This is a genomic window from Alloalcanivorax xenomutans, from assembly GCF_032810065.1.
Lineage (GTDB): Bacteria > Pseudomonadota > Gammaproteobacteria > Pseudomonadales > Alcanivoracaceae > Alloalcanivorax > Alloalcanivorax xenomutans.
In genome coordinates this window covers 1,998,711-2,023,144 of the sequence record NZ_CP136538.1, presented here as the reverse complement: position 1 = coordinate 2,023,144, position 24,434 = coordinate 1,998,711, and the positions used below count along the sequence as shown (strand labels likewise).

Genomic DNA, 24,434 nt, shown 5'->3' with positions numbered 1-24,434 from the left:
GCCCGTGACGGCAACACGCGGAATCGCGGCTTGTGCGCCGCGATTCAATCCGCCGACCGGGTAAACCGCCACGCGCACCACACCGCTAACAGCGCCATCGGCAGCACCGCCATGAACACCACCGGAGCTGCCCGCTCGGCGCTTTCCGGCGACAGACCTTCCGCCACACCGGCCAAATTGGCCGCCAACCCCGCCAGCACCGCGCCCACGGCACCACCCACCTGGCGCACCGCGATCAATGCCGAAGAGCCAATGGTCCGGTCTCCTTCCGCCAGCGCCCGCAGCAAGCGCCGATTCATCAGACTGGAGCCCCAACCCAGGCCCAGACCGCAGATTGCCGCGCCCATCAATACCCAGAGCACCGGCGACGTCATAACGGCGGCCAGCAACAACACCCCGAGTAAAACCGTCAACGCGCCGATGCGAATCCAGCGGCGCTCGCCCTTCCGATCCGCCCCGGAAACCGCCAGCGCCGCCAGTGTCCAGGCCATCGCCTGCACCGCCACCACATAGCCGGCCCGCAATGGCGACAGCCCCTGTAGCGCTTGCAGAATCGGCGGGCCGTAGATCAGCAACGCCATGGACGCCGCCGTCACCGCCGCCATCGCCGCGTAACCGGCCCCCACGGTGTGCCGCAACTGCCAGGCCCCGGCGGGCAACAGACGGTTCTCTCCGCGTTGATCCCGCCAGCGCAACCACGCCAGCATGCCGATGGACAACAGCAGCAGTCCCAATACCCAGAGCCAGTGTTCCGCCAGACTCGCCAGCACCAGCGCCGCCACCCCTACCGCCAACAATCCCAGCTGCGGCCAGGGCACCCGGGCACCGCGCTCCGCCGGGGCCGCGCCACGAAACAGCAGTAAAGCGGCGAGTACGAACAGCAATGCCTGGGCAGAGAACAACCAGAACACGCCACGCCAGCTGCCGCTCCCGGCAAACACCCCTCCCAGCAAGGGGCCGAGCACCGTGGCCAGCGCCCAAATCGCGGTGGCCGAGGCAAACACCCGCGCCAAATGCCGCTCCGGGAAGAACCGCGACACCGCCACCATGGCGAAACCGGAAATCCAGCCCCCACCCACGCCCTGCACCCAGCGGCCAGCCAGAAAGGTGAAAATATCCGGCGCCAGCGCGGACACCGCGCACCCGGTCGCCAACACCAGTCCGGCGCCCGCGCTGGCACGCGCCAAACCGTATCGCTCCGCCAATCGCCCCGCGCTGGCCACGGCCAGGATCGTTCCGATCATGAACAGCGCCACCGCCCAACTGAAATACGCGTAGCCGCCCAATTGCCGCGCCACTGTCGGCATGATGGTGGCGGTGACCAGACTTTCCGCCGCCCCCACCCAGATACCGAGCCAGATCAGCAACAGGCGCGGCCCACGCAGGCCTGAACAGAGATCACGCCAAGTGTCGGACTGGGGCGCTGTGGGAACGGGCATGCGGGGCCTCCTCTCAGGCGGCCCCTGGGCCACCCCCCAGTATCGCGCTAAGCCGCCAGAGCTGATGGCCGCTGAGCCGGTATTTCTCCTCGAAATCGGTCAGCGTCTCCTCGGTGTCCGCCACCGGCGTCACCGATGCCGTGATCCCGGCCAGCGCCAGCGCCGCCGCCAACTCCTCCAGATACAGCCGCCAGTTACTGCGCGCCTCCAACTCGCCGCCAAGGGCAAGCAGATGTGGAAATACAGGATGGCCGTGCCAGCGTCGCTTCAGATGGGCACTCTTGGGCCACGGATTGGGGTACAGCAGATAATGGCGTTGCACACGCCAGCCGGCATCTTGCGCCAGCCGCCAGAATCCGGCGCAATCGCAACGCACCAGCCGCAGGTTTTCCGGCAGCGCTTCGCCGAAACGCCGCTCGCCCCGCTGCAGCCGGTGTTCGGACTGGTCCAGTCCGAGCACCCTCGCCTGCGGGAAACGGCGGGCCAGCATCACCGAGGACCGGCCGGTACCACAGCCAGAATCCAGGATCAGCGGCCTCGCATCGTCGCCGAGCCATTGCCGCGCCTGATCAAACGCCCGGCGGTCATGCTCCGCCAGCGGCGCCCGCCAGGGCTGCGACAAATGGCGGCGCACGGTAGCCTCCAGGCGCTCGTGCGGTCCGGTCTGGTTCGACACCACGGGGGAACTGTTGGCAAACATGAAATTGTTGTGATCCGCATGAAGTTGGGATGGCGACCGTTTGCTATTCTTTCAGCAAGCCGCACGGAGGCACCATTATGCGTTTTAAAAGACCGTTTTTCCTCCCGTCGACGGATTTATCGGGGCACCGATAATAATGGTCCGCCGATGCCTCGTATCATTGCTTCTGCTGTGCGCCGGCCTCAGCACCGCCGAGACAGCCAAACCGCCGGCGAACGCTGCCCTTCAGGGCGAGTTCGGAGTACTCAATCAACAAGGCGCGCTGATCGAACATCGGCGTATCAAGGACGGCAAGCGGCACGGCGAGCAACGCTATTACTATGAAAGGAGCGGCGAAAACGGGCAGGAAGAAGGGCGTGTGGAAAAGGGCCCTCTGAGACGCATCGCCCAGTACCGGAATGGTGTTCAATCCGGCCTGGAACAGTGGTTCGACCGCGCCGGACACCTCACCGAGGAGATTCCCTACCGGAATAATCAGGTACACGGTCAAGTGCGCCGTTACTACCCTGACGGTAATCTGCGCGAACAAGTCTGCTTTGTCCGGGGCAAGAAAAACGGCGTGTTCAGCTATTTTGACGAGAGCGGCCGCGTCACCGCCCGGGGCACGGCGCAAAGTGCCGGCATCGTCGAAACACGCTTCTGGGGCAAGGACGGTGAATTGACCCAGCACCAAGTCGAGTATCGACGAGACTCGGAGGGGCGCTTCCTGGACAACGCGCCGCTATGGCTGATCATTACTGCCCGCTACCACCAGCACCAGCCGATCCAGGCTGACATTCACTACGCCGAGACCGGTGAACGCTGGCTTGAGCGTTTCGAAAAGGGCGCCCTGGTGGAACTTCATCATACCGTCAACGGCCTGCCCGAGGGTCTGAAGATCAGCCGGAAAGGAACACGTGTCTACCGGGAGACCTATGTCAAAGGTCGCTTGCATGGCCCCTGGCGTCTGCAAACGGCCACCGGTACGCCCTTGCTGTGGGGGCAATATCGTGACGGCAAACGGGTCGGCGAATGGCATCAGCGCGGCCGCGACGGCACCATCGAAACCATTAATGCCGGCGATGGCGGATAACAACGCCTGAACCGCGTACTCTTTCCACCATCCAAAGGATGAGTATCGCCACAAATCAATCCGCCCTCAGCAGGGCTATGATAACAAGCGCATCATGACCAAGAGGCCGCCATGACCCCATTCATCCGCACCCTGGCCCTGCTACTGGGCCTGATCCTGACCGGCCCTGCCCTGGCACAGATGTCCATCCATGTGATCCAGCGGGCCGACGCTGAAGCTCTGGTGCCAATCATCGAACCGCTGCTGCCGGAAGGCGGCTCCGTCAACGCCTACCAGGGCCGGCTGGTGATCCGCACCAGTCAGGAGAATTTTGATCAAATCCTCAATGCCCTGGGCGACATGCCAGCGGCGCCGCGCACGGTATCGGTGGTGTTGCGGCGGCGCCAGAACAGCGAAGGCGACGACCGCGTATTGAAAGTCGAGGGCGGCCGGGTCATCGTGAGCGACGGTCGCCACCGGCAGCAGCGCGAGGACCAGTACCGTATCAACACCCTCTCCGGGCATCCGGCCAGTGTCGGTCAGGGTACGCTGATCGCCCTGGCCGGCAGCCAGCTGCCCGCTTTATTGAGCCTGAAACAAGGGATCGATATTCTGCCTCTGCTCACCGCCGACAATCAGGTGCGCCTGCGCATCAGCCAGCGCTTCGAACAATTGAGCCATGGCACCGTCGCGGACACCCAGAGCACCGCCACCACCCTGCAAGTGCCCCTGGGCCAGTGGACGGCCTTGGGAAACATAGAAGTGCGCGAACAAACCCGGAGCCAGGGTTTGGGCGGCGCGGAGCAACGCAGCAGTACCGTCACTCTGCCATTGGAAATCAAAGTCGACCTGGTCCACTGACCAGCCCACCGGAGCGGCAATGGAAACCACCACCCTGACCAACAGCGACCTGACCTGCAGCCGGATCACCCTGGGCACCCGGACCATGGGCGCCGGAGCACGGGACAGCGCTGGGTGGGATCGCCATAACGCTCTGCAGGCCATCCTGGAGGCGGTGGAAAACGGTATAACCACCATCGACACCGCTCCCCTGTACGGCTTCGGAGAATCCGAAGCGCTGGTGGGCGAAGCGCTGCACCGTGGCCGTCTGCGACAGCATGTGACGCTGTCCACCCAGGCCGGACTGGACTGGCACGACGGCACCCCGTTCCGTGACGCCCGGCCGCAACGGCTGTTCGAGGAAGTGCACGCCAGCCTGCGGCGCCTGCGTACCGATGTCATCGATCTGTACCAAGTGCACTGGCCGGATCTGGCCTGCCCGCTGGAAGAGACCGCCAGGGCCATGGCCACACTGCGGCGCCAGGGCAAGATCCGCGCCGTCGGCGTCAGCAACGTCACCGGCCAGCAGCTGCGCGCCTTCCACGCCCTCTGTCCGCTCACCGCGGTTCAGGTACCCTACAATCTGTTCGAACGGGGTATTGAAGAGGATCTGCTGCCCACCGCCCGGGAGCTGGGCATCAGCGTGCTGGGTTACAGCGCTCTGTGCCGTGGCCTGCTGTCCGGCAAGATGCGTCCACACACCCGTTTCAGCAGCGACGACCTGCGTAACCACGACCCCAAATTCCAACCTCCCCGCTACGCCCAGTACCTTGAGGCGGTGGACGCCCTCAACACGCTGGCCCGCGACAACGGCTTGAGCGGCGTGCTGCCGCTGGCGGTACGCTGGCTGCTGGACCAGCCCGGCGTCGATCTGGCCCTCTGGGGCGTGCGTCGCCCGGAACAGATCCTGCCCATGCTGGAGTTGGACGGCTGGCATCTGGATGATGCTTTGAACGCGGAGATCGAACGTATACTCGCCGACACGATCACCAACCCGGTGGGGCCGGAGTTCATGGCGCCGACGGGTCGGTAGAACCGCTGAAAATTCCGGTTGATCAAGCCCTGCCTCCCCACAGTTGGGGATCAGCCCGCTGACACACAACACCTTCCCACGCCAACGCCTCATTCGCTGCTAAAGCAGCTTCCCACAGCGGCTCCGTACTCTCTTGTGGGAAGCTGACTTGGGCAGCGAATCGGCTTGCGGTTGTCCACGCGTCTTGCACTAAAACGGGCCTTTACTCTCACACCAAAGGCGGCGTCCGCTCGGCGAACTGGCCGTTCCAGTACGGATAGTAGGGATACGGCGGCGTCACGGCGCTGGCCTTGTCGAGCCGGGCGGCCTGTTGCTCCGTCATGGACCAGCCCACCGCGCCCAGGTTGTCGCGCAATTGCTGTTCGTCGCGGGCGCCAATCAGTACCGAGGACACCGTGGGCCGGCGCAGCAGCCAGTTGATCGCCACCTGCGGTACGGTTTTACCGGTTTCCTGCGCCACCGTCAGCAACGCATCCACCACGTTGTAGAGCCGTTCTTCCTCCACTGGCGGGGCGAACCCGGCGGTTTCATGCAGACGGCTGCCCTCAGGCAGCGGTTGCCCACGGCGAATTTTGCCGGTGAGGCGCCCCCATCCCAGCGGGCTCCACACCAGCGCGCCCAGTCCCTGGTCCTGGCCCAGCGGCATCAGTTCCCACTCGTAGTCGCGACCGATCAACGAGTAATAAGTCTGGTTGGCAACGAAGCGGCTGTAGCCGTAGCGGTCCGCCGCCGCCAGGGACTTCATCAGTTGCCAGCCAGAATAATTGGAGGCGCCGATGTAACGGACCTTGCCGGAGCGCATCAGATCGTCCAGCGTCGCCATCACCTGTTCCACCGGCGTCATGGCGTCAAAGTGATGCAGTTGCAGCAGGTCGATGTAATCGGTGCCGAGCCGCCGTAACGAACTCTCCACCGCCCGCACCAGATGATGACGGGAGGCGCCCACGTCATTGGCGCCCTCTCCGCTTCGCAGGCTCACTTTTGTGGACAGAATCACCTGGTCGCGGCGGCCGGCGACGGCGGCCCCGAGCACGTCCTCGGAGGCGCCGTCCGAGTACACGTCGGCGGTGTCGAACAGGGTCACGCCGGCCTCCAGACACAGATCAACCAGCCGCCGCGCTTCGTCCACGCCGCTATTGCCCCAGGCGCTAAACAGCGGCCCTTTGCCGCCGAAGGTTCCGGCGCCGAAGCCCAGCACCGGTACTTTGAAGCCGGAGCGTCCCAGATAACGGTGTTCCATGATTGTGTCTCCTTACTCTGATGTCATTCGCCTGCAGGCAGGCTCCCACAGCGGCTTCGTAGTGACGTTCGAGGAACCGGCCTCAGGCACAGTCCCCGGTTTCAAGCAGCGGCGCGCGCTGCCGTTCCCGCCGCAGCGCCCACAGCGCCAGGGCGAGGCCGGACAGCGTGACCGCCGAAGCCACCCAGGGAATGCCGGTCAAACCGGTGCCGGAGTGAATCACCGCGCCGCCGAGCCAGGCGCCCAGAGCGTTACCCAGATTGAAGGCGCCGATATTGAAGCTGGAGGCCAGACTGGCGGCGCCTTCGGCGCGGCTGAGCACCCACAGTTGCAGCGGCGCCACGGTGGCGAAACTGGCGGCGCCGAGCAGGCCGACGAACACCACCGCGGTCACCGGATGCCGCAGCGCCGGGCCGGTCATCGCCAGCACCAACGCCAATATCGTCAACGTCACGCCGATGGCGCGCGGCAGGTTACGGTCGGCCAGCCGGCCACCGGCCAGATTGCCGGCGATCATGCCCACGCCGAAGACCAGCAGAATCGAGGACACCTGCGCTTCGGAAAAGCCGGCCAGGCGGACCAACATGGGCTGGATGTAGGTAAAGACGGTAAACACGCCGGCGTAACCCAGAACGGTGGTGAGCAGCCCTAGCAACACAATGCCGCGCCCGATGACGCGGAAGCCGTCGCGGAATGATTCCCCGTTCTGCCCGCCCTGATCGGCGGGCACCAGAGCCAGGATCACCAGGGTGGCCAGCACGCCGACCCCGGTGATGGCCCAGAACGAAGTCCGCCAGCCGTACTCCACGCCCAGCCAGGCCCCGGCCGGCACGCCCAGCAGGGTGGCCACGGTGAGGCCGGTGAACATGATGGCGATGGCGCTGGCGCGCCGATGCGGCGCCACCAGGGAGGTAGCCACCACCGAGCCGACGCCAAAGAAAGTGCCATGCGCCAGGGAGGTCATCACCCGCGCCACCATCAGCACGGTGTAGTTCGGCGCCAGGGCACAGGCCAGGTTGCCGACGGTGAAGATCAGCATCAGCCCCACCAGTACCCGCTTGCGGGACAGGCCGCCGGTGGTGGCGGTCAACAAAGGCGCGCCGACGAATACGCCCAGGGCGTAGCCGGAAATCAGCAGGCCGGCGGCGACGATGCTGACGCCCAGATCGTCCGCCACCTGCTGCAGCACGCCCATAATCACGAATTCAGTGGTGCCGATGCCAAAGGCACCGATGGTCAGCGCGTACAGCGCCCAGGGTATACCGCCCTGTCGCGGGTCTTTCATGACCGTTCTCCGTTGGAATGGGATAGAGAGACGGCATGCTAGGGCTTTACCTCTTTCACAAAAACAATATAGCCTTTTATTCACTTTTAAAATTTCATTGAAAATAACTCTCCATTTTTGCCTTGGACGAACCATGGAAAGACTCAGTGACATCGCGCTGTTCCTACGCGTGCTGGATCAGGGCTCGATCAGCGCCGCGGCACGTACCCTCGACCTTTCCGTGGCGGTGGCCAGCCAGCGTCTGAAGCGGCTGGAACGGGATCTGCAGGTACGTCTGCTGCACCGCACCACCCGCCGTCTCCACCCTACCCCCGAGGGCCGGCTTCTGGCGGAGCGGGGGCGGTTGCTGGTGGAAGACCTGGAAGCCCTGGCCAACGGGCTCAGGCAAAGCGCCAACGAGATCAGCGGCACCCTGCGTCTGGCGCTGCCACCGGCATTCGGGCGTCAGTATATTTCCCGGCTGCTACCCGGTTTTTTGCAACGCTACCCGCAAGTGCGCCTGGACGTGCATCTGAGCGATGACCAGGTGGACCTGGTGGGGGAAGGGTTTGATCTCGCCATTCGTATCGGCGTACTCAAGGACTCCTCCCTGGTGGCGCGGCGGCTGGCCGACGACAAGCGGGTGCTGTGCGCCTCCCCCGATTACCTGGCCCGCCACGGCGTGCCCGCCCATCCCCGGGAACTGGCCGATCATCCTTGTCTACTGCTGACCAGCCATCCGGACCGGCAGGACGTCTGGGATCTGCGCGACCCGGACGGACGGCCATTCCCGGTCAGAGTCAGCGGCCCGGTCCGGGCCAATCAGGGGGAGTTACTGACCGAAGCCGTGCTCGCCGGTCTGGGCATTGCCCAGCATTCGCTCTGGCACATCCACGAACACCTGTGCCAGGGCCGTCTCAAGGTGGTGTTGGCGGATTATCAATTGGCCGACACCGCCATCCACGCGGTGATGCCGCAACGCAAGCAGGTACCCCCAAGGGTGCGGGCGTTCGTGGAGTTCGTATCGGAAAGTCTGGGAGAAGCGCCGTTGTGGGAACGGCTGCCGGAGGGAAGCCGGGCGTGAACGGGCACCCCGGCTCGAGTCCGTCTCTGTGGGACGAGTTGCTGTAGGAGACTGCCTGCAGGCGAATCTTTCGTTCAAGAGCCCATTCGCCTGCAAGGCAAGCTCCTACAGCGGCTTCGTAGTCCCCTTCGTGGCAAGAAGCGGGCCCGGATTAACCGGCCAGCTTGGCTTTCAATTCACGGCGACGGCGGTGCAGGACCGGCTCGGTGTAGCCGCTGGGCTGCTCGCAGCCCTTGAACACCAGATCACAGGACGCCTGGAAGGCGATGCTGTCATCGAAGTTCGGCGCCATGTCCATGTAGGTCGGGTCACCGGCGTTCTGCTTGTCCACCACCTGCGCCATGCGCTTCATGGACTCCATCACCTGTTCCTCGGTGACAATGCCATGGTGCAGCCAGTTGGCGATGTGCTGGCTGGAGATACGGCAGGTGGCGCGGTCTTCCATCAGGCCCACGTTGTTGATGTCCGGCACCTTGGAACAGCCCACGCCCTGGTCGATCCAGCGCACCACGTAGCCGAGGATGCCCTGGGCGTTGTTGTCCAGTTCCTGCTGGATTTCATTGGCGGTCAGTTCGCCTTCCAGCAACGGAATGGTGAGGATGTCGTCCAGGGAGGCGCGACCGCGGCTGGCCAGTTGTTCCTGTACCTGCTGCACGTTTACTTCATGATAGTGCATCGCATGCAGGGTGGCGGCGGTGGGTGACGGCACCCAGGCGCAGTTGGCGCCGGCTTTCGGGTGACCGGCCTTGGTGGCCATCATTTCCGCCATTTCGTCCGGCTTCGCCCACATACCTTTACCGATCTGGGCCACGCCTTGCAGGCCGCATTCCAGGCCGATATCCACGTTCCAGTTTTCGTAGGCGTTGATCCAGGGCATGCCTTTCATATCGCCTTTGCGCGCCATCGGGCCCGCTTCCATGGAGGTGTGCATCTCGTCACCGGTACGGTCGAGGAAACCGGTGTTGATGAAGATCACCCGGTCCTTGGCCTGGCGGATACATTCCTTCAGGTTGACCGTGGTGCGGCGCTCTTCGTCCATGATGCCGATCTTCAGAGTATTGGCCGGCAGACCCAGCGCTTTTTCCACCCGCTCGAACAGTTCCACCGCGAACGCCACTTCTTCCGGACCGTGCATTTTCGGCTTCACGATGTACACGGAGCCGGTGCGGCTGTTGCGGAAATCGGCGCCGTCCTGCTTCTTCAGATCGTGGATGGCGGCCAGCACGGTGACCATGGCGTCCATGATGCCTTCCGGGATTTCCTCACCGTTGTGCAGGATCGCCGGGTTGGTCATCAGGTGACCGACGTTGCGCACCAGCAGCAGGGAACGGCCCGGCAGCACCAGCTTGCCGCCATCCAGCGCGGTGTATTCACGGTCCGGGTTGAGGGCGCGGGTCAGGGTGCGGCCGCCCTTGTCGAAGCTTTCCTTCAGGTCACCTTTCATCAGGCCCGCCCAGTTGCGATACACCTCGACTTTGTCCTCGGCGTCCACCGCGGCAACGGAGTCCTCGCAGTCCTGAATGGTGGTGATGGCGGATTCCAGCAGCACGTCCTTGACGTTGGCCGGGTCCTCGGCACCGATCGGATGTTGATCGTCGATCTGGATTTCCGCATGCAGATTGTTGTGCTTCAGCAGCACGCCGCTGGGACGCTCGGCGTCGCCCAGGTAGCCGCGCAGTTGGCCTTCGTCGGCCAGACCGGATTCGCCCTCTTTCAGGCTCACCACCAGCTTGCCGTCGCGGATCGCGTAGCCGGTGCTGTCCTTGTGGGAGCCATTGGCCAGCGGGAAATAGGTGTCGAGGAAATCACGGGCAAAGGCAATCACCTTGTCACCGCGTTTCGGATTGTAAGCGCCACCGCGCTCGGCGCCGTCTTCCTCGGAGATGGCATCGGTACCGTAGAGCGCGTCATACAGGCTGCCCCAACGGGCATTGGCGGCGTTCAGGGCGAAACGGGCGTTCTTCACCGGCACCACCAGCTGCGGCCCGGCAATGTGGGCGATCTCGTCGTCCACGTTCTGGGTGGCCACTTTGAAATCATCGCCTTCCGGCAGCAGGTAGCCCAGCTCGGTGAGGAAGCGCTTGTATTCCGGCAGGTCGATCTGCTTGCCCTTGCGCTCCAGATGCCAGCCGTCGATCTTCTGCTGGATTTCGTCACGCTTGGCCAGCAAGGCCTTGTTGCGCGGCGCCAGGTCGGCCACGATCTGTTCCAGCTGCGCCCAGAAGTGTTCCACATCCACACCGGTACCCGGCGCCACTTCGTTGACTACCAGATCATGAAGTTCAGCGGCGATTTCCAGTCCGCCCTTTTTAATGCGATCGGTCATGTGCTCCTACCTTCTGGTCGAGTCGAAAACAAGGCCCGGGCGGCGCGGTGCGCGAGGCCCAGAGGCCGGAAAGCGGCGGCATTTTACCCGAAACACCGCCATGATTCATGCCATCAACCGTTTCCGGTGTGACGCACCGGTCAGGCCGATCAATGGCCGCCGAACAAGTTGACCACATCCAGACGGTGGGCTTGCTGCCCTGCTCGCTGCACGCCGTCTTCCAGGTGTTCAAAATCAAACAGGCGGGTGTCCGCCAGTTGGGAGGGGGCGATATTCTGAATCGCGGAAAAGATGCTCTCGATACGGCCGGGATGCTCACGATCCCAGTTGTTGAGCATTTCCTTGATGGTCTGGCGCTGCAGATTCTCCTGGGAACCGCACAGGTTACAGGGAATGATCGGAAAATCCTTGTAGCGGGCGAAGCGCACAATGTCCTTTTCCCGGCAGTAGGCCAGCGGGCGGATCACCACGTTCTTGTTGTCGTCGCTGCGCAACTTCGGCGGCATGGCTTTCATCTTGCCGCCGAAGAACATGTTCAGGAACAGGGTCTCGACGATGTCGTCACGGTGGTGGCCCAGGGCGATCTTGTTGGCGCCGATCTCCTCCGCAAACCCATACAGACTGCCCCGTCGCAGCCGTGAACAGAGCCCACAGGTGGTTTTTCCTTCCGGCACCTTTTCCTTGACGATGGAATAAGTGTCCTTCTCCAGGATGTGATAAGACACCCCTTCCTTCTCCAGGTAATCCGGCAGTACGTGCTCCGGGAAACCCGGTTGTTTCTGATCCAGATTCACCGCCACCAGCTCGAAGCTGACCGGCGCGGAAAGCTGCAGATTGCGCAAAATCTCCAGCATGGTGTAGGAATCCTTGCCGCCGGACAGACACACCATCACCTTGTCGCCGTCGGCGATCATGTTGTAATCAGCGATGGCCTTGCCCACTTCCCGCCGCAATTTCTTCTGCAGCTTGTTGAAGTGAGTGCGATGCTTGGCATCGAGACTGTCGGTGACGCTTGCCATGGCAACCTCTGAACGGGCTCTGCGGATTGGTGAGTTAAGGGGTCAGGTGACCTTGATCTTGCGGATCAGGCGGCGGTACAACGGCGGACACCATCGTTTCAGATACACGCCCATGCGCTCGCGGCCGGCGATGATAACCTGATCGCGGCCACGCTGCACGGCCTCCACCACCCGCCGGGCGCACTCCTCGGCGGCCAGGCCCTGCTCCTGGGCCGCGTCCATGGTGCCCTGGGCGGAACCGTCGCCCACCAGCGCGTTCACCGATACCTGGGTACGGATGAAACCGGGCATGACCAGAGTGACCCGGATCCCCTCATCGTACTCTTCCGCCCGCAGCGCCTCGAAAAAACCGTGCAAGGCGTGTTTGCTGGCGCTGTAGGCGGATCGCAGCGGCGTCGGCAGTTCCCCCACCAGCGAGGTCACCACCACGAAACGGCCGGCTTTGGCCGCCCGGAACACCGGCAGCACCGCCTTGGTCAGCGCCACCGCGCCGAAGTAATTCACCGCCATGATGCGCTGATCCACCGCCACGCCGGTGTCACGCACCAGCGAACGCTGGGAGATGCCGCCGTTGTGCACCACCTGATCCAGCCGCCCGAAGCGGGCCATGACCTGCTCCACCGCCGCAGACATGGCGTCGACGTCGGACAGGTCCAGCGGCAGAACCAGGTGCTGGTCGGCGTTCACCAAGGCGTCGCGAACTCGCTCCAATTCCTCCCGCCGCCGGGCGGACAACACCAGCCGGGCGCCATAGCGGGCGTATTCCGCCGCCAGCGCCTCGCCGATCCCGGAGGAGGCGCCGGTAATCCAGATCACCTGATCCGCCAGGGAAGCCATCATCTCAATCCTCTTTGTTTTGAAAAGCGCTTACACGCAACACGCTGGCACGCCATCGCTGCTAAAGCAGCGTCCCACAGAGGGAGTTCGAAGCCACTGTAGGAGCTTGCCCTGCAAGCGAATCTTTTGCGCCGGATGCCGAATTCGCTTGCAAGGCAAGCTCCTACAGCGGCCTTTTAATTCTGGCGCCCGACCATTTACGCATCACCGGCGTCCAGCGCCACCCGATACAGTAACGTATCCTCATAGCCGCTGGTCACCGGCCAAAGTCCGCACAGTTCCTGATCCAGTGTGGCGTCACCGGTGTCCACCAGCAATGGGCGCCCTTCCAGAGTGGCCAGTTTACCCCGGCTGGCGAGGATCTGGACGCGGTCCTTACCGAGACGGCGAATCACCGCCGGGCTGAACTGCTGATTGCCACGGCCAAACAAGTGCCCCTGACCACCGATCACGGTCAGCAGCGCCCGCGCCGGCGCTTCGCCGATACATTCCAGGATCGCTTCGGCGCCTACATCGGCCGCCACCACCTCGCCATTGCGGATGATATCCACCCCGAGCAGGGTATTCGGCAGTCCCAGTTGTTCCATCACCACCGCCACGGTGGAACCGGAGCCAACCAGGTAATAAACGTCATCCTCCAGCGTGTCGATGACCCAGGCGGCGATTTCGGTGACCACCAGGTCCTCCACTTCGCGGCCGCCACATTTCACCTGCTGCAGGTAGCGTCCCTCTTGCGGCACCATCAGGCTGCCATAGTAACGGGCGCGGACCTCACCGTGGCGGAACGCCTCTTCGTCGATGTCACGGACCTCCGCTTCCTGCAGCGCCACCAGCCCACCATCGCGCAAGTCCGCCAGCAAGTGGCCGGCGGCTTCCGGGTTCACCGCGTACACCGCCGAATGCATTTTGCAGCCGGCCGGCACGCCCAGCACCGGGATGCGCTGCCCCACCGCGTCCACCAGATCCCGGGCGGTGCCATCACCGCCAGCGAACAACAGCAGGTCGACACCGGCCGCCACCAGAGCCGCCGCCGCCTCGCGGCTGTGTTCGGCTTCGCTGGCCCGCGGCGACTGTCCCACGATCTCCGCCTGGAGACCGGCGTCCCGGCAGCTGTGTTCGCCCATGTCGCCGCCCCAGGTCAACCAGCGCAGCGGCCGCGCCGCCGGTCCCAGCGCTTGCAGGGCCCGGGTCATGCGCTCCACCGCCATCGGCCGTGCGCCCCGGCGCAGGGCCTCGGCACGGGTTTCGGCACCGTCACTGCCTTTCAGGCCGACGGCACCGCCGATGCCGGCGAACGGATTGACCAGTACCCCCACGGTTAGCGGGGATTTTTCGTCCATCGTCATAAAATCATCATATCCAACAACAAGAATGGCCGTGCCGGGGAGATCACCCCGAACCCAAAGGTCAGCCCTCCATGGAGGGTCGGATTAACGGAGAGACTACCATGAGCCGCACTTCCCTCTCCCGCTCGCCGGGATCCGGAGATTTCAACGACGCCGCCCTGGTGGACGAACAGGGACGCGAGATTCCGATCACCGAAGCGATGATTCTCAAGGCCTGTCGAGAGCTGGAGCAGGCATGGCGCTACCCGCGCCAGGCGGATCGAAAAGCAGGCTGAGCAAGGCGCCCAGCGCCGGCGTCGCCTCTCCGCGGTGACGCCAGTGGTGCAGTTCGTGGCGCGGCGGATAGTCGCGCCGCAAGGCGTCGAAGGCCCTCCCCGGGTCGATATCATCGACGCTGGCACGCAGGCGTCGGTCATCATCGTCAATCCGGTACGCCCGCCTTAACAACGTCAGCAGATCACCCTCGTTCGCCACCGGGTGTTCCAGTATCGGCCGCTCCCCGGCCATCACCGGAACCCCGGCGCTTTCCCCCCGCCACAGGCGGAAGGCCTGGTGGAGCATGGCGGTGCCCAGCCACTTCCCTTCCACGCTGTAGCCGGCCACATGCGGGGAACCAAGGCGCACCCGCGTCAGCAGCCCGGCATCGATTCGTGGCTCCCCCTCCCAGACGTCCAGCAGCACCAGCGGCGCGTCGGCGTCCGTCAGTCTCTCCCGCAACGCCTGGTTGTCGACCACCGCGCCCCGGCAGGTACTGAGCAGCGTTTGCCGGGGGCCGAGACGCGACAAGCGCTCCCGGTCGAGCATATGGAAGGTGGCATCCGGCCCCTGGCGAGTCAGCGGCACGTGCAGGGTAACCAGATCCGCCGCCAGCACCGTATCCAGGTCGGTCAGCGGCACCACGGTATCGGCTCCGGCCCGTTGCAGCGGCGGATCACAGGCCAGGACCGTTACCCCAAGGGCGCTCAGCCACTGCGCCACCCGGCTGCCCACGTTCCCCAGCCCCACAATTCCCACGCTGCTGTCGCGCAAGGTCCTGCCCTGTTCCCGGCAGGCCAGCAACAGCGCCTGCAGCACATACTCCGCCACCGCCCGGGCGTTGCAACCCGGCGCATGGGCGAAGGCCACGCCCATGGCCTTGAGCGCCGCCCGGTCCACGTGATCGGTGCCGATGGTGGCGGAGCCGACGAAACGCACCGGGGTGCCCTCCAGCAGCGCCCGGTCCACCCGGGTAACGGAGCGCACCAGTAACACCTCGGTGTCGGCAAGGTCGATCCGGGTAAGGCGGCGGCCGTCCACACGGCGCACCGTCCCGAGCGCTTCAAAGGGCGCCAGCCCCGGCATGTTTTCATCAGCGACAATACGAATGGGAGTCAAAGCTCAACACCATCAACAAGGCATCATGGATCGCGCTGTCAGTAGGACAGCAAAGTCCGACAACTGCGGGTGATGGCATTGAGGTAGCCGCCACCGAACAGCACGAAGTGGTTGAGCAGATGATACAGGTTATAGAGCGTCTTGCGCTGCACCACGGCGGGATCGTGAGGGTCGATACCATAACCGCGATGACATTCTTCCGGCACCGGACCGAACAGTTCCAGCATGGCCAGATCCACTTCCCCATGGCCGTAGTACACCGCCGGATCGAACAGCACCACGGTGCCGTCGGTGAGCGTGCCCAGGTTGCCGGACCACAGATCACCGTGCACCAGTGACGGCGCCACCGTCACTTCGGAGAGCCAATCCATGGCCAGCGCCATCACCGCTTCCACCTGGCCCGCCTCCGCCGCCGGCAGCCCGCGCTGACAGGCCCAGCGCCATTGTGGCGCCAGCCGTTGGTTGACGAAGAAAGTGGCCCAATCCGCCGACGGCGCATTATATTGGCGGCTGGCGCCGATCCAGTTATCGCGGTGATAACCGAACTGTTCACCGGGCACGGAATGCAGGCGCCGCAACAGCTCGCCCAGCTCCCGCCATTGTCCATGGGAAAGGGATTGCCCCAGTTCCAGCCATTCCAGAATCAGAGCCTGGCCGCCCGCCAGCGGGCCGAGGTAACGCCAGCCCGGCACTCTCACCACTGGCGCCAGCCGGATCAGACCGTCCTGTTCCGCCTCCAGCGGGCCGCCATCGCGCATCCATTTAAGAAAGAAGCGCTGCGCCGGGGTATGGATGATCGCGGTGAGCCCGGTACCACTCTGCCCAAGCGGTTGCAGCCGGCAGTCCCGGCCGGGCAGCGACCACAGTACTTCCAGTTCCCGGGCGGCGGTGTCGATATCGATCATGATGGTTCGGGTTGTTGGTTCGGGCAATCAATCCCCGGCGCGCCGGGGACCAGCGTCAGCGCTCCATTTGATGGATCGCCATCCGTTCGTTGCGGGCCCGTTCGGTTAATTGCCGGCGCCGGTACTCCCCCGGCGCGCAACCCTGCCAGCGGCGAAAAGCGTGGTAGAAATTGGCGATATCCGAAAAGCCCAGATCCTGGGTCAGTTGCTGCATGTCACAGCACGGTTCCACCAGTTTACGGCAGGCGTGCTCGTGCCGCACCTGGTCGCGCAAGTCGGCGAAGCGCAGCCCTTCCTGACGCAGTCGCCGCTGCAGCGTGCGGGTGGTCATGTTCAATGAGGAAGCCACCTTTTCCACCGACCAGGCGCCTTGTCCCAGCGTTTCATACAGCCGCTCACGTACCTGCAGGCTCACCGCCGCCGCCCGGGTCAGCGCGCCAAGCAGGCGATCCGCGGCACGTTCCAGACGGCGCCGGTAATCCGGATAGGCACCAGGCAGCGGCGAGGTCAACGCCGCTTCATCAAACAGCACGGCATTACAGGGCGCCTCGAAGACCAGTGGACACTGAAAGAAGGCTCGGTATTCGTTCAATTGTGGTGGCGGCGGGGCCGGATGGCGGAAGGCTGCCTCCCGTACCGGGAAACGCCCACCGGTGAGAGAGCGGCCGATGGCGACGATGGTGGCTACCACCAGTTCGTTGTGGGTGCGGGTCTGGGTGAACGCCAGATCCGGATAATGCGGGAACACTTCCAGGGCCACGGCATCGGACTGGTGGCGCAGGGCGAATCCCAGGTACGGCACCAACAGGTCCTTGTAGCGGAACAGCAACGCCAGTCCCTGATCCAGGGAGGCGGAAGCCGCCATCAGGTTGCCGATGATGTCCAGATTACCGTAGTGGTTGTCCCTGCCCACATGCAGGCCAAAGAGCGGATCCCGGGTTTCGGAAAAGGCAGTTCTGAGCACCGTGTCGATCTGCTCCACGCGCACATAACAGTCCGCGCGCCCGACCATGTCCGCGTCGATCCCGGCTTTCTGAAACAACGCCTGCACGTCCAGGCGGCTACGCAATGCGATCTCCATTAACGCCGGCAGATTGGATGCCGGGAACAATTTGCTCGCCATGTGGTTTCCTTACGTAGTGGCTTTCGCCTTTGTTATTTTTCATGACTGCCATCCATGGCGGTCCCCCTGCGGGCCGTCGCAAGCGACGTCAGAAATCATTCCCTATGATTTTTTGTTCACGCTAGGCAGGACGCGGCCCTCGGTCAAGTTTCCAGTGGATAATGGCCCGATTCGCCTTGGCTCTGAACTGGCCGCGATCCATCACGACAGGTAATCTTGGCGCAAACCCTGAAGAGCCTGCCATGCTGAAACGCTATTTCATCGACGACGTCACCGACACCGCCGCCTCCCGCCGTCAGGCTTTCTCCCTGTTCACCCGGGTGGACGACTGGGCCGACTGGTGTTCGGTGGTTCGCTATGCCAGATTGTTCGGCGGATGGCGACCCGGCGCCACCCTGCTGTTCGTTATCGACCTGCCCGGCCTGCCACCCGCGCCGGTGGCGGTAAAGGTACTGGAAGTGGTGGAGAACGAGCGCATCAGTTGGGGACTGTCGTTGCCGCTGGCACGGATTCAGCACCGCTTTTCCTTCATTGACGACGACGAGGGTGGCTGCCGGTTGCATCAGGAAGAATGGTCCGAGGGCGCCATGACATTGCTCACGCTCCCCTTCGGTAAACTGATTCATCGCTTTGATCGCCGTTTCGCCGCCGAATTCGCGGCGATGTTTTAGAGCCTGTTAATAATAACCGGTCCGAGAGGTTCCATGACCCACCGACTGTTCTTGAGCTATTGCCGGGTGGTGCTGCGCCATCCGCTGTTCTGGCTGCTGATCGTGGCTTTGCTGAGCGCCACCGCCGCCTGGCAGGCACGGCACTTCAAACTGGATGCCTCGGCGGATTCTCTGGTGCTGGAGAACGACCAGGCGCTGCAGTATTACCGTGGTATCGCCAAGCGCTATGGCGGCAGCGATTTTCTGGTGGTGACCTACACCCCCAAGGATCGCCCCCTGTTTCAGCGCGACACCCTGGAGCACCTGTCACGGTTGCAGGACAGTCTGAAGAAAGTGGATCGTGTGGCTTCGGTTTACAGCATGCTGGATGTGCCGTTGCTGTTCAGCCCGCAGGTGGAATTCACCGATCTGGCCAGCGGCTACCGCACCCTGCTTGAACCGGACACCGACCTGGCCCTGGCGAAGCAGGAATTCACCGAGGAAAACCCTCTCTATCAGGATCTTCTTGTCAGCCGGGACGGCAACACCACCGCGCTGCTGCTGACGCTGGAAGATGATCAGCATTACCGCGATCTGCTGGCGCAACGTACGGAACTGCGCGAGAAGCGACGTGAAGGCACGCTCAGCGCCGAAGAAGAGGAGCGGCTGGATACGGTCTCACGGGAATTCAGCGACTACAGCAGCCAGCTGCAGGCGGAAAGCACCCAGCGTATCGAGCAGGTGCGCGGCATCATGGACCAATACCGCGATCAGGCGGGATTGTTCCTCGGCGGTGTGCCGATGATCGCCAGTGACATGGTCAGCTTCATTCGCGCCGATCTGGAAATCTTCGGCATTGGCGTTCTGGTCTTTCTGATCCTGGCCCTGTTTCTGATTTTCCGCCGCCCCCGCTGGGTGGTGGTGCCACTGGTCTGCTGTGGACTCACCGTGCTGATCGTCACCGGCTGGCTTGGGTTCATGGACTGGAAGGTCACCGTCATCAGCAGCAACTACATCTCGTTGTTGCTGATCATCACCATGTCCATCGCCATTCACCTGACCGTGCGATACCGGGAATTGCACGAGGAAAACCCTTCCGCGACCCAGGCCTGGCTGGTACGGGAAACCGCTGCTCACATGATGCGGCCCTGTGTGTACATGATCCTGACCACCATGGTCGGCTTCTCCTCCCTGGTGATCAGCGACATCCGCCCGGTGATCGACTTCGGCTGGATGATGACCATTGGTCTGGCGGTGGCGCTGGTGGTGTGTTTCCTGGCCTTCCCGGCCCTGCTGTTGCCATTGCAGCCCGGCACCGCCCCCGGCGGTAGCGACCTGACCCGCAAGTTGACACTGGGCTTCGCCACCATCACCGAAAAGAGCCGGCTGCCGCTACTGCTGACGGCGCTGGTGATCATTGCCCAGGCGGTGTGGGGGATGAGCCGCCTGACGGTGGAAAACCGCTTTATTGATTACTTCCAGAAGGACACGGAAATCCACCAGGGCATGCTGCAAATCGATCGCAAGCTGGGTGGCACCACTCCACTGGACATCATCATTGATGCACCGCCCAGACCGGAACCCAAAGCACAAAACAACCAGACCGCCTCCTCCGGGCCGGCGTCCGACGATGGTTTCGGCGCGGTGGACGAGGATCCCTTCGCCGCCGGAGACGACGGCTTCGGCACGGACGGCGCCAATCAGGCGGGCGATCCCTTCGCCGACGACAACACCGACTCATTCAGCGCCGATCCCTTCGGTGCCGACGATGGCGGCGATCCGTTCAAACAGGCTGCCGCCGGTGAGCGCCGTCTGCGCGACGCTTACTGGTATACCCCGCACCGGCTTGGCCAGTTGATTGAGATCGAGGAATATCTCAAGTCCCTGCCGGAAACCGGCAAGGTGCTGTCCATCGCCACCACTTACCAGGTGGCGGAAAAGCTCAATGGCGGCCCTCTCAGTTACATGCAGTTGATGCTGCTGGCGAGCTTCATTCCCGATGATCTGCGTTCACAGCTGGTGAATCCGTACATGTCCGAGGACGGCCGCCAGGTACGCATCAGTGTGCGGGTGATCGATTCGGACAAGAATCTCAATCGCGATGACCTGCTCAAGAAGATTCGCGGCGATCTGCTGGAGAAGTTCGATCTGCAGCCCGAGCAGGTGCACCTCACCGGTGCCATGGTGCTCTATAACAACATGCTGCAAAGTCTGTTCGATTCCCAGATCAAGACCCTCGGCTATGTGTTCGTGGCGATCATGGTGATGTTGCTGATCCTGTTCCGCTCGTTGCCGGTGGCATTGATCAGCATGGTGCCGAGCCTGGTCAGCGCGGCGCTGGTACTGGGATTGATGGGCTGGATCGGTCTGCCGCTGGATTTGATGACCATCACCATTACCGCGATCACCATCGGCATCGCCGTGGACGACACCATCCACTACATACACCGGTTCCATGAGGAATTGCCGAAGGACAACGACTATGTGGCCACCATGTATCGCTGCCACGGCTCCATCGGCAAGGCGATGTACTATACCTCTCTGGTGATCATCGCCGGCTTCTCGATCCTGGCGATTTCCAACTTCAATCCCACCGTCTATTTCGGGCTGCTCACCGGCCTGGCCATGCTGGTGGCGCTGCTCAGCAACCTGACATTGTTGCCGGCCTTGCTGATCAGTGTGAAACCGAAACTGAGGGTGTGAGGACTCCTGCGCTTGCCGGTTACCTCGAAGCGGAGCCGCGTTAGGCCTTTGCGGGACCCTGTCGAACACGGACGTTCGACCGGGAGCCTACACGGATGTATTCACGGCGTTCCCGCAAAGGCCTAACGTGGCTCCGCTGTCCCTGCTGGGGCCCCCGGTTTTCCCTGAACCGCGATAAGCCTTTCCTGGCGTCAGACGTCCCGACGTTCATCCACTGGCACCCGGGGCGCTCCCGGTACCGGGTCCTGGTGAATGATTACCTCGGCGTTGGGAAACGCCTTGCGGATGTCCAGACGAATGCGCTCGCCAAGGGCGTGGGCATCAAGCAATGACATGGTTTGGTCCATGTCCACATGCAGTTGAATAAACAAAGTGCGACCTGAAAGACGGGTACGCAGATCATGGAACCCCAGCGCGTCGGTATGGGCTCCGACGATGGCGCCAATACGATCACGGGTATCCCCTTCCACCTCCCGGTCCAGCAACAGCTGGCTGGCCTCCCAGCCGATATGCCAGGCGGAACGCAGAACGAACACCGCGATCAGCATCGCCACGATGCCATCCGCTTCCGGGAAACCGAACCCGGCGATCACCAGTGTGGCGATAATGCCCAGGTTCACCGCCAGATCGGAGAAGTAATGCAGGCTGTCCGCCTGGATCGCGGTGGAGCCGGTACGGCGGATCACGTGGCGCTGAAAAATCACCAGGGCGCCGGTCAGGACAATGGAAAACACCATCACGCCAATGCCCAGCCCCGTGGCTTCCAGCGGTTGCGGATCCAGCATTTTGAGGATTGCTTCCCGCCCCAGAAACACCGCCGAGCCCGCCACCAGTACCGCCTGGCCCAGCCCGGCCAACGCCTCCGCCTTGCCGTGCCCGAAACGGTGCTCCTTATCCGGCGGTACCAGCGAATAGCGAATGGCGGCGAAGTTGACCAGCGAGGCCAGCGAGTCCATCGCCGAATCCACCAGCGAGGCCAATAGGCTCACCGAGCCGGTGGCGCTCCAGGCCAGCGCCTTGACCACGATCAGCACCATGGCCACGGCCACTGAAGCAGAGGCGGCAAGAAGCAGTAAACGATGGGAAGCGTGGGAATGATCGGTCATGGTTTCTTCGGTAACAGAGGAAGCGGGTCCACCGGCTGTCCGTCCCGGCGGATCTCAAAATGCAATTGGGTGCGGAAGGTGCCACTGGACCCCATGGTGGCGATCTTTTGACCGGATTTCACCTGCTCCCCCTCCTTCACCAGTAAGTTATCGTTGTGAGCATAGGCGCTCAGCCAACGATCATTATGTTTGATGATCAGCAACTTGCCGTAGCCGGTCAGCCCCACCCCTTTATACACCACCGTCCCGTCCGCCGCGGCCACCACCGACGCGCCGCGACGCCCGGCGATGGCGATACCGCGAGGGCCGCTGCCAGCGGAGGAAAAGCGCTGCACCAGCTCTCCATCCGCCGGCCAGCGCCAACGCACGTTGCTGACCACTTTCGGGGCCGCTGGAGGGGCCGGTTTAGCCACCGGTTTGACGACCGGCTTCGCCGCCGGTTTGCTGCTTGAGGCGGTACTGCGTGGACGGTTTTTTGGTGCCGGCGCGGCGCGGGAGGAAAAACGGATCACTTGTCCGGGGTAGATGGTGTAAGGCGCCTTGATGCCATTGGCGCGCGCCAGTGACTTGTAGTCCCAGCCGTAGCGCCAGGCGATCGAATACAAGGTCTCGCCGCGAGCCACCTTATGGCTGCCGGAAGTCACCGGCTGGGAGCGGGATGACTTGCCGTACAGGTCAACCACCGGCGGCGGATTGCTTACCGCGCACCCGCCCAACAGCAGTGCCATAGCCATACAGAAGCTGAATATACGGACCCAAACGCGCAAGAACAGGCTCTCAGTCGGTGGTCTCCTTGGCGACATTATGCACAGGTGCGGCCAGGGAAAGTAGCCAGACCACGGCCATTCCCAATAAAGCAGCAAGCACCGCGATAAGAATTTGCGTCCCTTCGCCGGTGGCCTGCGCGTATTGATTGGGCGTCAGCCAGCGCTCTCCGAGGCCACTTTCGGCACCGAGGCGCCAGGGCCAGAGTTTGACCATCGAACCGGCCATGAAGCCGCCAAGCAGCGCCATTACTGTGTCGTGGTAACGGCCCAACAGCCACTTCAGCAAATGCACGAAGCTCAACAACCCCACCGCGCAGCCCCCCGCGAAAGCGGCAAGCAAAGACCACTGGCCGTCACGCACCGCCTGCAGAACCGGCTCATAAAGCCCGAGTAAAAGAAGGATAAAACTGCCGGAAATGCCCGGCAGGATCATCGCGCAGATGGCCACGGCACCGCCCAGGAAAAACACCAGCGGGCCGGTGTCAGCGCCGTGCAGTCCCGGCGCCAGAGAAATCGCCACCGCCGCCAGAGTGCCGGTCAGGAAGGCGGCCCATTGAGAGGGGCCTCTTCGTACCAGCGGCTTGAGAATCATCGGAATACTGGCGGCGATCAAACCGGAGAAAAACGCCCACACTGGCACCGGATGGTGTTCCAGAAACCAGGTGATCAAGCGTGCCAGCAAGGCAATGCTGGTAAGGATGCCCGCCAGCAGGGAAAACAGGAACGTGAAGTTGCCGGCGCGCCAGAAGGCGGCAAACCCCTGCCGTCGCCAGATCGTGAGCAGACCGGGACGAACCCCGCCCAGAGTGGCGATCAACTCCTCATAGATACCGGTGATCAGCGCCAGGGTGCCACCGGAAACGCCGGGCACCACGTCGGCCGCGCCCATGGCGATCCCCCGGCAGTAAATGCCGGGGCGAAACAAAGCGGTCATTGCACGCCTCTCTGAAAGGGCACGAAGCGCACCGGGTCCAACGCCCGCGACACCAACTCGTTACCATGCCGATCCACCACGGTCAGCCGTTGTTGGCGATCCCCCACCGGCATCACCAGACGGCCACCCTCGGCCAGCTGAGCAAGCAGTTCCTCGGGAATATCCGGGCGGGCGCAGGTCACCAGGATGCCATCGAACGGTGCCGCCGAGGACCAGCCGAAGCCGCCGTCGGCATGACGCAGCTGCACCCGATTGGCCAGTCCCAGCTCACGCAGCCGCAGCCGGGCGGCATCCTGCAAAGGGCGGATCCGCTCCACCGAACAAACCTGGCGGGCGAAGGCGGCCAGTATCGCGGTCTGATAACCGCAGCCGGTGCCCACCTCCAGCACCTTCTCCGGAATCGCCTGCTCGATCAGCAGTTCGGTCATGCGCGCCACCACCCAGGGCTGGGAAATGGTCTGCCCGTGGCCGATGGGCAGGGCGGTATCGTCGTAGGCCTGATGGGACAGCGCTTCGTCCACGAACAAATGCCGTGGCGTGGCGCGAATGGCTTCCAGTACCCGTTCATCGGTGATCCCCGATTCCCTCAGCCGGCTGATCAGCCGTTCCCGGGTACGCGCGGACGTCATGCCAATCCCACTTCGTCGGTCTGTCATGTTGCTAAAATCCCAATGGGGCCAGACGCCCCCCTGA

Annotated in this window: 22 protein-coding genes; 7 read left to right on the top strand and 15 right to left on the bottom strand. The window is 63.4% G+C overall.

Going from position 1 to position 24,434, the window contains the following annotated elements:
* Positions 1-44: 44 nt before the first annotated feature.
* Positions 45-1,439, bottom strand: a complete 1,395-nt coding sequence (locus RYH70_RS09455; protein ID WP_284455810.1) for an MFS transporter — start codon at positions 1,437-1,439, stop codon at positions 45-47.
* Positions 1,440-1,452: 13 nt separating this feature from the next.
* Complete coding sequence (trmB, locus tag RYH70_RS09450) at positions 1,453-2,139, bottom strand: tRNA (guanine(46)-N(7))-methyltransferase TrmB (protein ID WP_167374836.1); 687 nt, start codon at positions 2,137-2,139, stop codon at positions 1,453-1,455.
* 160 nt (positions 2,140-2,299) lie between these two features.
* On the opposite strand from trmB, the gene RYH70_RS09445 reads away from it, so the two are divergent.
* The 3 genes from RYH70_RS09445 (at position 2,300) to RYH70_RS09435 (ending at position 5,063) form a co-directional block, all read left to right on the top strand.
* Positions 2,300-3,211 (top strand): toxin-antitoxin system YwqK family antitoxin, encoded by a 912-nt coding sequence (locus RYH70_RS09445; RefSeq protein WP_284455809.1) that lies wholly within the window; start codon positions 2,300-2,302, stop codon positions 3,209-3,211.
* A 111-nt stretch (positions 3,212-3,322) separates the two neighbouring features.
* A complete protein-coding gene (locus RYH70_RS09440; RefSeq protein ID WP_284455808.1) occupies positions 3,323-4,051 on the top strand; it encodes a hypothetical protein in 729 nt (242 codons plus the stop codon).
* Between the two features lie 19 nt (positions 4,052-4,070).
* On the top strand, positions 4,071-5,063 hold the full coding sequence (locus tag RYH70_RS09435; protein WP_317010110.1) for an aldo/keto reductase: 993 nt from the start codon (positions 4,071-4,073) through the stop codon (positions 5,061-5,063).
* A 208-nt stretch (positions 5,064-5,271) separates the two neighbouring features.
* Here the strand turns inward: RYH70_RS09435 and RYH70_RS09430 are convergent, their stop codons facing one another.
* Both RYH70_RS09430 and RYH70_RS09425 read right to left on the bottom strand, forming a co-directional pair.
* Complete coding sequence (locus RYH70_RS09430; RefSeq protein ID WP_284455806.1) at positions 5,272-6,303, bottom strand: aldo/keto reductase; 1,032 nt, start codon at positions 6,301-6,303, stop codon at positions 5,272-5,274.
* An 82-nt stretch (positions 6,304-6,385) separates the two neighbouring features.
* Complete coding sequence (locus tag RYH70_RS09425) at positions 6,386-7,588, bottom strand: MFS transporter (protein WP_063139645.1); 1,203 nt, start codon at positions 7,586-7,588, stop codon at positions 6,386-6,388.
* A gap of 133 nt (positions 7,589-7,721) precedes the next feature.
* Between RYH70_RS09425 and RYH70_RS09420 the strand changes: the two genes are divergently transcribed.
* Positions 7,722-8,651 (top strand): LysR family transcriptional regulator, encoded by a 930-nt coding sequence (locus tag RYH70_RS09420; RefSeq protein ID WP_317010109.1) that lies wholly within the window; start codon positions 7,722-7,724, stop codon positions 8,649-8,651.
* 151 nt (positions 8,652-8,802) lie between these two features.
* On the opposite strand, the gene RYH70_RS09415 is transcribed toward RYH70_RS09420, so the two are convergent.
* The 4 genes from RYH70_RS09415 to RYH70_RS09400 all read right to left on the bottom strand — a co-directional run bounded on the left by RYH70_RS09415 (position 8,803) and on the right by RYH70_RS09400 (position 14,173).
* On the bottom strand, positions 8,803-10,977 hold the full coding sequence (locus RYH70_RS09415; RefSeq protein ID WP_026949944.1) for a malate synthase G: 2,175 nt from the start codon (positions 10,975-10,977) through the stop codon (positions 8,803-8,805).
* A gap of 149 nt (positions 10,978-11,126) precedes the next feature.
* Positions 11,127-11,996: a tRNA 2-thiocytidine(32) synthetase TtcA gene (gene ttcA, locus RYH70_RS09410; RefSeq protein WP_063139648.1), complete on the bottom strand. Its 870-nt coding sequence runs from the start codon at positions 11,994-11,996 to the stop codon at positions 11,127-11,129.
* A 42-nt stretch (positions 11,997-12,038) separates the two neighbouring features.
* Positions 12,039-12,836: an SDR family oxidoreductase gene (locus tag RYH70_RS09405; protein WP_055100790.1), complete on the bottom strand. Its 798-nt coding sequence runs from the start codon at positions 12,834-12,836 to the stop codon at positions 12,039-12,041.
* 194 nt (positions 12,837-13,030) lie between these two features.
* On the bottom strand, positions 13,031-14,173 hold the full coding sequence (locus RYH70_RS09400; RefSeq protein WP_097058579.1) for an ATP-NAD kinase family protein: 1,143 nt from the start codon (positions 14,171-14,173) through the stop codon (positions 13,031-13,033).
* Between the two features lie 107 nt (positions 14,174-14,280).
* Between RYH70_RS09400 and RYH70_RS09395 the strand changes: the two genes are divergently transcribed.
* Positions 14,281-14,454 (top strand): PA1571 family protein, encoded by a 174-nt coding sequence (locus RYH70_RS09395; RefSeq protein WP_167321212.1) that lies wholly within the window; start codon positions 14,281-14,283, stop codon positions 14,452-14,454.
* Here RYH70_RS09395 and RYH70_RS09390 read toward each other — a convergent pair.
* The 3 genes from RYH70_RS09390 to RYH70_RS09380 are packed head-to-tail and all read right to left on the bottom strand — an operon-like array spanning position 14,387 to position 17,581.
* Complete coding sequence (locus tag RYH70_RS09390) at positions 14,387-15,553, bottom strand: 4-phosphoerythronate dehydrogenase (protein WP_316310210.1); 1,167 nt, start codon at positions 15,551-15,553, stop codon at positions 14,387-14,389. The genes RYH70_RS09395 and RYH70_RS09390 overlap by 68 nt on opposite strands.
* Before the next feature lie 38 nt (positions 15,554-15,591).
* On the bottom strand, positions 15,592-16,458 hold the full coding sequence (locus tag RYH70_RS09385) for a fructosamine kinase family protein (RefSeq protein ID WP_097058549.1): 867 nt from the start codon (positions 16,456-16,458) through the stop codon (positions 15,592-15,594).
* Between the two features lie 55 nt (positions 16,459-16,513).
* On the bottom strand, positions 16,514-17,581 hold the full coding sequence (locus RYH70_RS09380) for an AraC family transcriptional regulator (protein WP_317010108.1): 1,068 nt from the start codon (positions 17,579-17,581) through the stop codon (positions 16,514-16,516).
* A gap of 242 nt (positions 17,582-17,823) precedes the next feature.
* Between RYH70_RS09380 and RYH70_RS09375 the strand changes: the two genes are divergently transcribed.
* Together RYH70_RS09375 and RYH70_RS09370 are read left to right on the top strand one after the other, a co-directional pair.
* Positions 17,824-18,252 carry an SRPBCC family protein gene (locus RYH70_RS09375; protein ID WP_022996811.1) on the top strand — a complete coding sequence of 143 codons (429 nt, stop codon included), beginning with the start codon at positions 17,824-17,826 and terminating at the stop codon, positions 18,250-18,252.
* Between the two features lie 33 nt (positions 18,253-18,285).
* Positions 18,286-20,934, top strand: coding sequence for an efflux RND transporter permease subunit (locus RYH70_RS09370; protein ID WP_063139651.1), 2,649 nt, complete (start codon positions 18,286-18,288; stop codon positions 20,932-20,934).
* A gap of 191 nt (positions 20,935-21,125) precedes the next feature.
* Here the strand turns inward: RYH70_RS09370 and RYH70_RS09365 are convergent, their stop codons facing one another.
* The 4 genes from RYH70_RS09365 to RYH70_RS09350 are packed head-to-tail and all read right to left on the bottom strand — an operon-like array spanning position 21,126 to position 24,397.
* Positions 21,126-22,040: a cation diffusion facilitator family transporter gene (locus RYH70_RS09365; protein ID WP_080530867.1), complete on the bottom strand. Its 915-nt coding sequence runs from the start codon at positions 22,038-22,040 to the stop codon at positions 21,126-21,128.
* A complete protein-coding gene (locus RYH70_RS09360) occupies positions 22,037-22,774 on the bottom strand; it encodes a peptidoglycan DD-metalloendopeptidase family protein (protein ID WP_233925873.1) in 738 nt (245 codons plus the stop codon). The genes RYH70_RS09365 and RYH70_RS09360 overlap by 4 nt, the downstream gene beginning before the upstream one ends.
* A 43-nt stretch (positions 22,775-22,817) precedes the next feature.
* Entirely contained in the window at positions 22,818-23,741 is a 924-nt protein-coding gene (locus RYH70_RS09355) for a DUF368 domain-containing protein (protein ID WP_116027921.1), read from the bottom strand.
* Positions 23,738-24,397: a protein-L-isoaspartate(D-aspartate) O-methyltransferase gene (locus tag RYH70_RS09350; RefSeq protein WP_026949947.1), complete on the bottom strand. Its 660-nt coding sequence runs from the start codon at positions 24,395-24,397 to the stop codon at positions 23,738-23,740. Before RYH70_RS09350 ends, RYH70_RS09355 begins: the two co-directional genes overlap by 4 nt.
* Positions 24,398-24,434: the final 37 nt, after the last annotated feature.